The 12,487-nt window shown below is 41.9% G+C and carries 12 protein-coding genes; 6 read left to right on the top strand and 6 right to left on the bottom strand.

The annotated features are described in order from the left end of the window. Positions 1 to 102: 102 nt before the first annotated feature. From gcvH to WC743_RS22680, 5 genes are all read left to right on the top strand, one after another. Positions 103 to 483: a glycine cleavage system protein GcvH gene (gcvH, locus tag WC743_RS22700; protein WP_373015849.1), complete on the top strand. Its 381-nt coding sequence runs from the start codon at positions 103 to 105 to the stop codon at positions 481 to 483. Then, positions 483 to 878, top strand: a complete 396-nt coding sequence (locus WC743_RS22695; RefSeq protein ID WP_373015848.1) for a VanZ family protein — start codon at positions 483 to 485, stop codon at positions 876 to 878. The genes gcvH and WC743_RS22695 overlap by 1 nt, the downstream gene beginning before the upstream one ends. Positions 879 to 1,291: 413 nt before the next feature. Then, on the top strand, positions 1,292 to 1,507 hold the full coding sequence (locus WC743_RS22690; RefSeq protein ID WP_373015847.1) for a ferrous iron transport protein A: 216 nt from the start codon (positions 1,292 to 1,294) through the stop codon (positions 1,505 to 1,507). A gap of 11 nt (positions 1,508 to 1,518) precedes the next feature. Further along, positions 1,519 to 3,630, top strand: a complete 2,112-nt coding sequence (gene feoB, locus WC743_RS22685) for a ferrous iron transport protein B (protein WP_373015846.1) — start codon at positions 1,519 to 1,521, stop codon at positions 3,628 to 3,630. An 87-nt stretch (positions 3,631 to 3,717) separates the two neighbouring features. Further along, positions 3,718 to 4,332, top strand: a complete 615-nt coding sequence (locus WC743_RS22680; RefSeq protein ID WP_373015845.1) for a SprT-like domain-containing protein — start codon at positions 3,718 to 3,720, stop codon at positions 4,330 to 4,332. On the opposite strand, the gene WC743_RS22675 is transcribed toward WC743_RS22680, so the two are convergent. Genes WC743_RS22675 through WC743_RS22665 form a run of 3 tightly spaced genes read right to left on the bottom strand, consistent with a single transcriptional unit; the run spans position 4,329 to position 7,135 of the window. Beyond that, on the bottom strand, positions 4,329 to 4,892 hold the full coding sequence (locus WC743_RS22675; RefSeq protein ID WP_373015844.1) for a zeta toxin family protein: 564 nt from the start codon (positions 4,890 to 4,892) through the stop codon (positions 4,329 to 4,331). The genes WC743_RS22680 and WC743_RS22675 overlap by 4 nt on opposite strands. Further along, positions 4,892 to 5,146, bottom strand: coding sequence for a hypothetical protein (locus WC743_RS22670; protein WP_373015843.1), 255 nt, complete (start codon positions 5,144 to 5,146; stop codon positions 4,892 to 4,894). The genes WC743_RS22675 and WC743_RS22670 overlap by 1 nt, the downstream gene beginning before the upstream one ends. 12 nt (positions 5,147 to 5,158) lie before the next feature. After that, the gene (locus WC743_RS22665) at positions 5,159 to 7,135 is read right to left on the bottom strand and encodes a thiamine pyrophosphate-dependent enzyme (RefSeq protein WP_373015842.1); all 1,977 of its coding nucleotides are present in this window, start codon (positions 7,133 to 7,135) and stop codon (positions 5,159 to 5,161) included. Positions 7,136 to 7,193: 58 nt separating this feature from the next. Between WC743_RS22665 and WC743_RS22660 the strand changes: the two genes are divergently transcribed. Further along, entirely contained in the window at positions 7,194 to 8,048 is an 855-nt protein-coding gene (locus WC743_RS22660) for a DUF4198 domain-containing protein (RefSeq protein WP_373015841.1), read from the top strand. A gap of 43 nt (positions 8,049 to 8,091) precedes the next feature. On the opposite strand, the gene WC743_RS22655 is transcribed toward WC743_RS22660, so the two are convergent. From WC743_RS22655 to WC743_RS22645, 3 genes are all read right to left on the bottom strand, one after another. After that, positions 8,092 to 8,640 (bottom strand): dihydrofolate reductase family protein, encoded by a 549-nt coding sequence (locus WC743_RS22655; RefSeq protein ID WP_373015840.1) that lies wholly within the window; start codon positions 8,638 to 8,640, stop codon positions 8,092 to 8,094. A gap of 10 nt (positions 8,641 to 8,650) precedes the next feature. Next, positions 8,651 to 10,036 carry a LutB/LldF family L-lactate oxidation iron-sulfur protein gene (locus WC743_RS22650; protein WP_373015839.1) on the bottom strand — a complete coding sequence of 462 codons (1,386 nt, stop codon included), beginning with the start codon at positions 10,034 to 10,036 and terminating at the stop codon, positions 8,651 to 8,653. A gap of 867 nt (positions 10,037 to 10,903) precedes the next feature. Beyond that, positions 10,904 to 12,469: a M28 family peptidase gene (locus tag WC743_RS22645; RefSeq protein ID WP_373015838.1), complete on the bottom strand. Its 1,566-nt coding sequence runs from the start codon at positions 12,467 to 12,469 to the stop codon at positions 10,904 to 10,906. Positions 12,470 to 12,487 lie beyond the last annotated feature (18 nt).

Raw genomic sequence — 12,487 nt, 5'->3', positions numbered from 1 at the left:
CTTTTGGTTTCGCCGGCTACCTTCTATGTATTAGTTTAAATTGATGCAATTATTGTTATACCTTAAACTTTTATTATTTTTGAACACATAAAATTTAACAATATGAATTTTCCTGCAGACTTAAAATATACAAGCGACCACGAGTGGATAAGAATTGAAGGCGATGAAGCTTACATTGGTATAACCGAATTTGCCCAGGGCGAGTTAGGCGACATTGTTTACATTGATATTAACACCGTAGGGCAGGAAGTTGCTAAAGAAGCTGTTTTTGGCACTGTTGAAGCTGTTAAAACGGTGTCTGACTTATTTATGCCGTTAAGCGGAACTATTTTAGAAGTTAATAAATTGCTGGATACACAGCCCGAGCTGGTAAACTCTGACCCATACGGCGATGGATGGATGGTGAAAATCAGCATTCAGAATATTGCGGATGCAGAGGGGCTTTTATCTGCCGATGCTTACAAAGGTGTAATTGGCGTTTAATGACCCCTAAATATAAATATTACGGGCCCGCTATATTGTGGGCCTTATTTATTTTAATAATTTGCTCCATACCAATGGGTAAGGCTGGCGAATCGCCCCGGTTTTTTCCGGGTTTTGATAAACTGGTACATTGCGGCCTTTTTGCCGTGCTGGCCGTTTTGTATTGTGCAGGGAGTATCAGAAGATGGAACACACGTACCATTCGTATTGAAATAGCTATAAAAAATACGATTGTGCTGATCAGTTATGGCGCTTTGATAGAAATGCTGCAAAAGTATTTTTTTACATGGCGCTCCGGCAATTGGGACGATCTTTTTGCTGATACAATAGGTGCTTGTATAGGTATATTTGGTGTATTAATAACCGCAAATGCTATTAACCGTGATGAAAACTAAACTTATTCTTTCGGGCTTATTTATAGCCGTTGTATTATCCTCATGCGGACTGTTTAAAAAGGACTGCAATTGCCCTCATTTTGGTAAAATAAATACCGCACAACAAACTTTGCATTCCGCAGCATGAAAATTGTTCCAAATACTTTAACTGAAAACTGCCTCCTCCCACCGGGGCGTTCACGTTCACGGCCGTGAACACCCGTTTGTATAAATAAATAGTTGATAAACAGGTAGTTGATAAATTAGCTACTGACAATATCGCGCCACCACATTTATGATTTGTAGCTGTTATATTTGCGTTTTTCCCAATCATATTAAAGTTTACAAACCACAGACGTCACTGATTAATTTAGCAGTCGTTCTTATTTGGATTTAATACAAATAAGGTTACATTTGTGTTCAAATTAATGCAAATGACGCTTTCACAGCTTGAAGTAGGAGAAATAGGTATAGTAAAAGAATTTACTGATCTTGAAATGTCTGTTAAATTGATGGAAATGGGCTGCCTTCCCGGTGAAGAAGTAAGGGTTTCACGCATAGCTCCGCTGGGTGATCCTATTGCTATCCACGTATCAGGCTACCAATTAAGCTTGCGTAAATTTGAAGCTTCAACCATAATTTTGCAGTAGTACTTTAGCCATTGAAAGCTGATATAAGGGTAGCGCTTATAGGCAATCCCAACACCGGTAAATCCACTCTCTTTAATGCCTTAACTGGCTTAAACCAAAAAATAGGAAATTTTCCGGGTGTTACTGTTGATAAAAAAATAGGCTATAGCCAACTACCTGATGGCCGCAAAGCCGAAATCATTGACCTTCCGGGTACTTATAGTTTATATCCTAAAAGCAAGGATGAATCCATTGTGTTTTCTGTACTGGCCGAAAAGTCTACAGAGCTTACACCAGATCTGATCGTTGTTATTTTAGATGCTACCAATCTGAAACGCAATTTGTTGCTTTACACGCAGGTTGCCGATCTTAAGATCCCGGTGATCATAGCCCTCAATATGATAGACCTGTCTAAAAAGTCGGGAATAACCATCAATATTGATCTGCTTGCTAAAAAACTGGGGGTACCGGTAATACCAATATCTGCCCGGAAGCTGGAAGGAATTACTGAGTTGAAAAGCGCGATATCTTTTGCCAATAAATTTGCCTTACAGCAGGATAGCATTGATATTAACGTTATAGCGCCCGAACTTATAGAAAGTATTAGTAGGGAAATAAATACCGACAACCCCTATTTTGCACTGCAACTGGCGCATCAGCATGAAAACATTGCTTTTTTGACCCCTGCAGAAAGCGACCGGATAGAAGAGCTGGAAAAAGAGCACTCTTTTCACTCACAAAAAGCACAGGCTGCCGAAACAATTGCACGTTATAGTTACATAAATGACGTGTTGTATGATACCGTTAAAACCCCTGCAACCGCACATGACGAAACCCACAGCAATAAAATAGATAAGGTTCTTACCCACCGGATATTTGGCTTTATTATTTTTCTGGGTGTATTGTTATTTATGTTCCAATCTATATTTGCCTGGTCAGAATATCCTATGTCGCTGATTGAGGACCTGTTTGTTTGGATGGAAGGCGGTTTACGAAATTTATTGCCCGGTGGCCCGTTAACCGACTTGCTGATTGATGGCGTAGTTGCCGGATTAAGCGGCGTTATGGTATTTATCCCTCAGATTGCTATATTATTCGCCTTTATTTCCATATTAGAAGATACCGGTTACATGTCACGCGTTACCTTCATGATGGACAAGATCATGCGCAAGGTGGGATTAAATGGTAAATCGGTAGTACCACTGATAGGTGGTTTTGCATGCGCGGTACCATCCATCATGAGCACCCGTACCATTGAGAACTGGAAGGACAGGATGATCACTATTATGGTAACGCCCTTAGTAGCTTGTTCGGCCCGTTTACCTGTTTATACCTTACTGATAGCGCTGGTTGTGCCCAACCGGAATGTGTGGTGGATCTTTAACCTGCAGGGCCTGGCCCTAACCGGTATGTACCTGCTGAGCCTGGTATCGGCAATAGTGGTAGCTTATGTAATGAAATATATATTAAAATCGCGCGAGCGGGGTTATTTTATAATGGAGCTGCCTGTTTACCGCATGCCAAGGTGGAACAATGTATTATTTTCCATGTATGAGCGTGCAAAAACATTTGTGCTGGAGGCCGGTAAGGTGATCATAGCGGTATCCATCATTCTGTGGGTGCTGTCATCCTATGGGCCGGGCAACCGCTTTGAAAATATTGACCAAAAATACCAGCAACCGCAATACACTAAAACCGTTAAACCAGACGATCTGAAACGGATCATATCTTCAGAAAAGCTTGAAAATTCATATGCCGGGGTTTTAGGCCACGTAATAGAACCGGTAATTAAACCCTTAGGGTTCGATTGGAAAATAGGCATCGCCTTAATAACTTCATTTGCAGCCCGCGAGGTATTTGTAGGCACCATGGCTACCATTTACAGTGTTGATGGCGATGCAGACAGGATAGAATCTGTACAGGAAAAAATGCGTAATGCTAAAAACCCGCAGGGGAAGCCGGTATTTAGCCTGGCTGTAGCCTTTTCACTAATGATGTTTTACGCCTTTGCCATGCAATGTGCCAGTACTGTTGCCGTTGTTTACCGCGAAACCAAAGACTGGCGCTGGCCTGCAGCCCAATTTGCTTACATGACCGTGCTTGCTTACGGGGCCGCTTTTTTGGTGTACAATCTTTTGAAGTAAAAGGCAAAAGGTTTTTATCGATTTCACTCCCCCTTTCAACTTTTAACTTTCTACTTTAAACCACTATATTTGACGCAGAGGTAAAAATTGGATAAAGTAAAAGTATTAGAAAAATATCTTCCGCCTGATGCGGCACCACTTATTGGCCGCTGGATAGACTACTTTAAATGCGAATTTAAAATTTCACGTAATCGTAACAGCAAATTTGGCGATTACCGTGCGCCGCATTCCGGCAAGGGGCACCGCATCTCGGTAAACTTTGACCTTAACCCCTACGCTTTTTTGGTGACCACCGTACACGAGTTTGCTCACCTGCATACCTGGAACGAGCATAAACAAAAAGCAAAGCCCCATGGCACTGAATGGAAAAGCAATTTTAAAAAAATGATGCAGCCCTTCTTTGAGAAAGAGGTTTTTCCGCCGGATGTAAAGCATGCAATTACCAGTTACTTAAATAACCCTGCGGCCTCCAGTTGTTCTGATCTTACGTTGTACCGCTCACTGCGTAAATACGATGCCCCAAAAGAGTCTGTACATACGGTAGAGAAACTACCTATTAAAGCTGTATTTAAGTTAAAAGACGGTCGCGTGTTCCGCAAGGAAGAAAAACTGCGCAAGCGTTATAAATGTGTGGAGATAAGCAGCAAGCGCATTTATTTATTTAGCCCCGTTGCTGAAGTGGAATTGGTAGAGGAGGGTTAAAATAATTCTTTATAAAAAGGATGGTTATCATGCTTGACATTAAGCCATGAAAGTTTCCCATTATTAAAAATTGCAACCCTTGAACGTTTTGAACCCGAATTATCAAAAAGATAGGCGCGGTCAAACAAGTTGATATGTTTAATTAAATTGGCTTTGCTTTTATCGTACCTTCTTATTAAATCTTCTAATTCAACATTGTGTCCCATATTTGTTTTTCGTTCTTCAACACGGATAACGTTATCTAATATTGATTGAAGGGCAACGTAATATAAAACAGTTTCATAACCCATTGACCTGGCTAATATTATATCACGGATTTCTGAATTCCCCGAAAAGGTTGTTTCAAAAGCAAGATCTGAGTTCTCTTCAATTGCAGTATGTCGCTTTTCTAATGCAACTCTTGCGGCTTTTACATGAAATTGGTAGCCGCCAAACTCATTTAAAGCGATGCTGTCCGGATTGATAACATCCGTTTTGATTCGGCCTCGTTGAATTAAATGTGAGGTAAGGGTTGTTTTGCCGGAGCCGTTAGGCCCCCCTACTACAACTACTGATGGCATTATAAAGCGTTTAAAGGCCTGATGGTTTCTTCCAGTAAACGAAGATCATCCGTTAGTTCCTTTTTTACGATGAACTTTGCACCACTTGTATACTCTTTTACAAAGAGGTTTCCTTCCATAGTTTCAGGATATTGTTCATCACGATAGAAAATGGGTATGCCTGCTTTAAGCATTTGTTCGGCCCCCCAGCCTGCACCCTCATCAATAACTCTCTGATTAGGGTCTTGCGCGTATATTTCTTCTAACGTCAGCATATGCTAAGATACTTAAAATTTCAATAAAGTGTCCATCATCTCTTCTAAACGGGCTTTTGCCATAAACTGGTCTTCAAGGGCTTTATTCATGGGGATGGCGGTATCCAAACTGGCGCAGCGCATAACCGGGGCATCTAAGTGCTGGAAGAAGTGCTCGCCAATGTAAGCCGCTATTTCACCACCAAAACCACTGGTTAAGGTGTCTTCATGCAGTATCATTATTTTTGATGTGTTCTTTACGGTCTTCTCAACCGCTTCTTTGTCCCATGGCTGCAGGCTGCGCAGGTCTAATATTTCAATAGAATATTCCGGGTGGTTCTCTGCATATTCCACAGCCCAGTGTACACCTAACCCGTAAGTAATTATACTGGCCCTGGTGCCCCGCTTAACTAAATTAGCCTTACCAATTTCTACATAATAATCATCATCGGGCACGTTGCCTGATATACTCCGGTACAAATACTTATGCTCAAAGTATATCACCGGGTTAGGGTCATCTATAGCGGCCATAAGCAGCCCCTTGGCATCATCCGGCGATGATGGGTAAACCACCTTCAGTCCCGGTGTTTTAGTGAACCACGCCTCGTTACTTTGCGAATGGAAAGGCCCTCCTCCTGAACCGCCGCCAGTGGGCATCCGTATTACTACATCAACGTGCTGCCCCCAGCGGTAATAGGTTTTGGCAAGGTTATTTACTACCTGGTTAAAGCCGCTGCTTACAAAATCGGCAAACTGCATTTCAACAATGGCCTTATAACCGTTTATAGAAAGCCCCATAGCAGCCCCTATAACGCCCGATTCACATATTGGTGTATTGCGCACCCGTTCTTTACCAAATTCATCTATAAAACCCTGCGTTATCTTAAATGCGCCACCATATTCAGCAATATCCTGGCCCATTATAACCAAATTACTATGCTTACGCATGCTTTGCCGCAACCCATCGCTTATGGCATCAATATATCTCTTGCTGGTTAACACATCAGACACCTCATACTGGGGCATATTATATAACCTGTACATACTGCTCACTTCTGTTTCAGCATACGGTATTATATCCGGTTCTTTGAAAACCTTTTCCACCTCAGCATCTATCAGGGTAGTGATCTCATTACGTAGTTCAGGAATCCATTCCGGCCTCAGCACCTGTTCATCCAGCAAAAACTTTTCAAAACAATCCAGCGGGTCTTTCTTTGCCCATTCATCAAACAAATGCTGCGGAACATATTTAGTGCCGGATGCCTCTTCGTGTCCACGCATGCGAAAAGTCATACACTCTATAAGTACCGGCCGCGGATTTTGGCGCAGATCTTTCGCCAGTTCATTTATAGTATGGTAAACCTCAAGAATATTATTACCATCAATACGCCGGCCCTCAATGCCATAACCTATGGCTTTATCAACAAGCGAGGCACAACGGTATTGCTCATTAACCGGGGTTGAAAGGCCGTAGCCGTTATTTTCAATCAGGAATATTACCGGCAGGTCCCAAACTGCGGCTATGTTTAAAGCCTCATGAAAATCGCCCTCACTGGTAGCACCCTCCCCTGTAAATACAAGTGTGACCTTTTTTCTATCGCTTAGCTTATCGGCAAGTGCAATACCATCGGCCAAAGCCATTTGTGGCCCCAGGTGAGATATCATCCCTATGATCTTGTATTCCTGCGTGCCGAAATGGAAAGAGCGGTCGCGGCCATTAGTAAAGCCGGATGCCTTACCCTGCCATTGCCCCATCAGGCGTGCAATAGGGATATTACGGGAGGTAAACACTCCCAGGTTGCGGTGCATGGGTAAAATATATTCGTCGGCATTCATGGCCATAGTAGCGCCAACAGCAATAGCTTCCTGGCCAATACCCGAGAACCATTTGCCAATACGGCCCTGTCGCAACAGGATCAACATTTTTTCTTCGATAAGTCGCGGCAGCAATAATTTCTTATAGAAACTAATCAAACCGTCATTATCTATCGTTTTCCTGTCAAAAATCATCGCATAAAGCTAAGAAGTTTTTAAAACTTTGTATGTTTGGACAATCATCACTATTACCATGAAGCACGCTTATCTTAAAATATCTATAGTGTTATCAGCAATAGTGCTTTTAGCATTTGCTCCTGATACATTCTTACTTCCCGAAAGCTTTTATTTACACAAGGGAGATAAGCTAAGCCTGCATGTTTTAACGGGCACTAACTTTGCTAAAGAAGGTGAAAATAAGTATAGTTCTGTAAATACGGTGAAATTCAATATTTACGAAGGTTCAAAAAAAACCGATCTAACCAAAATAGCCAAAGATAGCGCGGCACCGGTAATTAGTTACCCGCTAAACAACAACGGCTTGGGAATGATTGAAATGAACAGCAAAGCCGAAGTTAACGATGTACCCCGTGACCAGTTTGTAACCTATTTGGGCGAACAGGGTTTTGATAACCTGGCCGACAAGCTGAAAAACAGCAACAGCCTTTACTTTACCGAAAAAACGACCCGTTATTTAAAAACACTTTTTACAGTAGATAACCCAGGCGGTAACATTTACGAGAAGGTAATGAATAACGATTTTGAGATAACGCTTAAACAAAACCCTTACAAGAAAAGTTATGGCGAGGATATAACCGCATTAATAAATTACAAGGGGAAACCGCTAAAAAATAGTCCGGCTTATTTATACATTAAAACCGCATCTGGCAATGTGTACCCGCAAAAGTTTGATACTGATGCTGCAGGGCTCATCTATTTTACGCTGAGCCGCGATGGAATTTATATGATCCGCTGTGTACACATAGAAGAATCAACCAGTAAGGATGCTGATTACGAGACAACCAGCACATCATTCACTTTTGCCTTCAGTAACCAAAACGAAATGCCCAATACTTACAAGGAATTTGGTTTCGGCAACAAGCACTAAGCTTATGAGGTTAGTGCAAACTTGTTTTAACTGATCAATTGCCTTATAACAAGTTCGGCATTTCCATATCTAACTTTGGCTTGATTGTATAAGTTGCCTGCAATAAGCCTGTGGAATAGCTTTTATGATCAAGCAAAACAAGATCAACCCTGTCTTTTAGATCGTTGAACAAAGCCTTCCCCTCGCCTAATAGTATAGGGTGGATGGATAATAGTAACGTACTTAAAAGGTTTTTATTCATAAATGCGCTAACCATTTCAGCGCCGCCAAACAACCAGATGTTTTTACCAGGCTCTTTCATTACCCGGTCAACTACCTCATCAAATTGAGCCGACTTTACCACTTCCACATTGGGGTTGTGTTCTTGATTTGTTAAGGTATCTGAAAAAACGTAGATCTTTTTAACCGGGTACATACTGGTATCAGAACTTATAAGATCATAGCTTTTACGGCCTATAAAAATGGTATCTATGTTACTAAAAAAATCTTTCATCCCATAGTCCTGATCGGCAAGGCACCAATCATATTCGCCGTTTGGGCCTTCAATAAATCCATCAAGGCTTACAGCCACATTCAAAATAATTTTTCGCATAAGTTAGTAATTATCCTTCTGTTTTATCCCGCTCTTTCCATTGCTGGCTGAATGACTTCTCGGCTACATCCGGCATCTCTTTAAAATGGCCCCATGAGCTTTTGAAGAAAGTCCTCATGAAAAAGTTTTTTGCTTTCCCGCCAAAAAAATCGGTAAGGTTACGCTTAAGCATTCCTTTTTTCCATAGTGCCCATCCCCATTTTTCCTTTTTAGTAACCAGATCCTGGCGAACCGCATCGCGGCGGTTAAGCAACAGCATTTTATGGATGTCTATCTTAACAGGGCATACTTCGGTACATTTCCCACACAAGCTTGATGCATAACTTAGGTGTTTAAACTCTTCCATGCCGCGCATGTGAGGGGTTATAATAGAGCCAATAGGCCCACTGTAAGTCGTCTCATACGTATGGCCTCCAATGTTCTTATACACGGGGCAAACATTCAGGCAGGCACCGCAGCGGATACAATACAGGCTTTGCCGCTGTTCTTTTTGGGCAAGCAGGTTAGTACGGCCATTATCTAACAGCACCACATACATTTCTTCGGGGCCATCCGTTTCATTGGGTTGGCGCGGGCCGCTTAAAATGGTATTATAAACAGTCAAATTTTGCCCCGTACCATGGGTTGACAGCATTGGCCAAAACAGGTCAAGGTCGGTAATTGATGGGATCAACTTCTCAATACCAACAACCGTTATTTGTATTTTAGGAAACGACGTTGTTAAACGGGCATTCCCCTCATTTTCGCTGATGGCGATACTTCCGGTATCGGCAATAATAAAATTAGCACCGGTAACACCTACATCGGCTTTCAAATACTTCTCACGAAGCAGTTCCCGTGCTTTTTGGGTAAGCTGCTCGGGTGTGGCATCTATAGGGGTACCAAAACGCTCGTTAAACAGTTTGGCTATATCCTCTTTAGACAGGTGCATGGCCGGGGTAACAATATGATATGGCTTTTGCCCCAACAGTTGCACTATGTATTCGCCCAGGTCACTTTCTAATGATTCAATGTTGTTGCTCTCTAAAAATTCATTCAAATGAATTTCTTCGGTTGCCATTGATTTAGATTTGATGACCGTTTTAGCACCGGCTTTATTAATGATGTTCAGGATCTCGCGGTTAGCTTCTGCAGCATCATTAGCCCATATTACTTTACCGCCGCGCTTTTGGAAATTAGATTCAAACTCAGGCAAAAACTTGTCGAGGTTTTCCATCACTTTCCATTTAATGGCGTGACCTTTCTTCTTGGCGTTATCCAGGTTTATTATTCTTGCTAAACCCCGCTCAACAGCGTTATCATACTTATCAATATTGTAATTGATAATGCGGCGATGATCCATCTCGAACGCCTTTTGCTCTGAGGCTACCAAAAACTCTTCTGCGGCATTTACCATGTATGCGAAATTAAACAAACCAATTTAGTTTTTAACAATGAGTTAAAAATACAATGCTTAATTTTTAGAATATTAGGCAAATAGGCGATTTTCGGTGAGGACACCGAAAAAGAGAATATTCCTAATTTTTGGCAAGAACAGCGAGAAAGAGAGGATTCCTGATTTTCGGCGACATCATCAGAAAAAAGAATATTTCCGATTTCCGGCGACTTCATCAGAAAAAAGAATATTCCCCGGTGGCGGTGTCCTCACCCCCACTCTGTATTGAAATTTTATTATATATTATTGCCACTTTGCTAACCTAAAGTAAGTCGGCGATTTTCGGTGAGGATACCGAAAAAGAGAATATTCCTAATTTTCGGCAAGAACAGCGAAAAAGAGAGGATTCCTGATGTTCGGTGAGGACGCCGAAAAAAAGAATATATCCCGGTGGCGGTGTCCTCACCGCCACTCTGTATTACCTGATATGCAAGTAGGCGATTTTCGGTGAGGACACCGAAAAAGAGAATATTCCTGATTTTCGGCAAGAACAGCGAGAAAGAGAGGATTCCTGATTTTCGGCGACATCATCAGAAAAAAGAATATTTCCGATTTCCGGCGACTTCATCAGAAAAAAGAATATTCCCCGGTGGCGGTGTCCTCACCGCCACTCTGTATTGAAATTTATTTCTAAACAATAAAAGCGGCCGTAAGCCGCTTTTATTGTTTAGAATTAATGTATTATCACCACCTTGCAACCAAAAAGCAAGTCGGCGATTTTCGGTGAGGACACCGAAAAAAGAGAATGTTTCTGATTTTCGGTGAGAACACCGAAAAAGAGAATATCCGGATGGCGGTGCCCTCACCGCACTCTGTATTCCGTTATTATTACTTTGCAGGTGCCGGTGATTTGGCATCAACTGCAGGGCGGGTAGCACGGTTGGCCAGTTCCCAACCGGTATAAAATACCAGCTGTGCGCGTTTAGCCAACAGCGGGAAGTTAATTTTGCTAACCTCATCGCCAGGTTGGTGATAATCGGCATGTACACCGTTAAAATAAAATATAATAGGCACGCCGTAACGGGCAAAATTGTAATGATCTGAACGATAGTAAAAACGATTTGGATCATTGATATCATCATACTTGTAATCCAGTTTCAATTTAGTATAAGTATTATTAGCGTCCTCACCAATCTTATGCAAATCGCTGCTTAACATGGCAGAACCAATTGGATATACATAATTGGCAGAATCCGGGCTGTTCTTATACTCTTCTCCAACACGACCGATCATGTCTATGTTCAAATCGGCAATGGTGTTAGCCAGTGGGTAGATAGGATGATCGGTATAGTACTCAGATCCTAACAAACCTTTTTCTTCGCCAACGTTACCCAGGAACAATACACTACGTTTAGGGCCATGTCCGTCTTTTTTAGCCTGAGAAAATGCACGGGCTATTTCCAAAACACCGGTAGTACCTGATCCATCGTCATCAGCACCGTTGTTTACTTTATCAGCAGATCCGGGTTTGGTTAAACCAATATGATCATAGTGAGCAGAGAATACCAATACCTCGCTTTTTAGCTTAGGATCAGATCCTGGCATAAAGCCAACTACATTAACCGCTTTAACGTCTTTCTTTTCGGTATTAAATGCAATAGTAGCGGTTGATTTAATTACTGCAGTTTGTTTACCTGCTGCTGAAGCTGTTTTTAACTCATCATAAGTTTTACCTGTTGGCTTAACCAATGCATCGGCAACGGCTGTTGTAACGTTAAATAACGGTGCCAGTGCATTTGCTGCAGTTTCTTTCTTGATAGATAAGCTGCCAGTACCCTGGCTACCACCAAAACGCCTAAGTAAAGCGCCAAGTTCGCCGTTAGCCGCTAAAATAGCAGCCGGGTTTTTTGCGCGTAAAGCCTTAACAATAGCCGTACGTGCGTTTGACATGCGGTAGCTGGTGTTCGTTTTTTTACCTTCTTCCGGTTTATCTTCGTTTATCCATAAAACAATTTTCCCGGTAATATCCGTTCCGGCTAATTCAGCTTCGGTACCATAGCCTACAAACACGATATCTGTAGCAGCTATCTTTTTGTCTTCAAAAGAACCTTGCAGGAAAAAATCTTTCCATGCAGCAAATGCTTGTCCGTTTACGCTGAAGTCGGTTATTTTAAGTGAATTTTGAGTAAGAGGAACATCGAAAAAGTAAGTCCCGTTAACAGGTGCTTCCAAACCTAATTTCTTAAACTCGCCGGCTATGTAGTTAGCGGCCTTTTCTGCACCCGGTTTACCGGTTTCGCGTCCTTCAAACTCGTCTGATGCTAATATGCTCAAGTGTTTTTTGGCATCATCAGCAGTAATTAATTTTGCGTACTTAACTGCAGTGGCATTCTGTTGCGCACAGGCATTCATGGTGAAGCCCAATGCAGTTATCCATAATGGTAGTCTCTTCATTTATTTTAATTAAGGTTA

It is taken from the genome of Mucilaginibacter sp., from assembly GCF_041660805.1.
Lineage (GTDB): Bacteria > Bacteroidota > Bacteroidia > Sphingobacteriales > Sphingobacteriaceae > Mucilaginibacter.
This window is presented reverse-complemented; position numbering and strand designations above follow the sequence as displayed.

Coding starts and splice junctions, on each gene's coding strand:
- WC743_RS22645 (WP_373015838.1), bottom strand. CDS start 12,469: ATGAAGAGACTACCATTATGGATAACTGCATTGGGCTTCACCATGAAT.
- WC743_RS22655 (WP_373015840.1), bottom strand. CDS start 8,640: ATGCGAAAAATTATTTTGAATGTGGCTGTAAGCCTTGATGGATTTATT.
- WC743_RS22665 (WP_373015842.1), bottom strand. CDS start 7,135: ATGATTTTTGACAGGAAAACGATAGATAATGACGGTTTGATTAGTTTC.
- WC743_RS22690 (WP_373015847.1), top strand. CDS start 1,292: ATGACGCTTTCACAGCTTGAAGTAGGAGAAATAGGTATAGTAAAAGAA.
- WC743_RS22695 (WP_373015848.1), top strand. CDS start 483: ATGACCCCTAAATATAAATATTACGGGCCCGCTATATTGTGGGCCTTA.
- WC743_RS22670 (WP_373015843.1), bottom strand. CDS start 5,146: ATGCTGACGTTAGAAGAAATATACGCGCAAGACCCTAATCAGAGAGTT.
- WC743_RS22660 (WP_373015841.1), top strand. CDS start 7,194: ATGAAGCACGCTTATCTTAAAATATCTATAGTGTTATCAGCAATAGTG.
- gcvH (WP_373015849.1), top strand. CDS start 103: ATGAATTTTCCTGCAGACTTAAAATATACAAGCGACCACGAGTGGATA.
- WC743_RS22650 (WP_373015839.1), bottom strand. CDS start 10,036: ATGGTAAATGCCGCAGAAGAGTTTTTGGTAGCCTCAGAGCAAAAGGCG.
- WC743_RS22675 (WP_373015844.1), bottom strand. CDS start 4,892: ATGCCATCAGTAGTTGTAGTAGGGGGGCCTAACGGCTCCGGCAAAACA.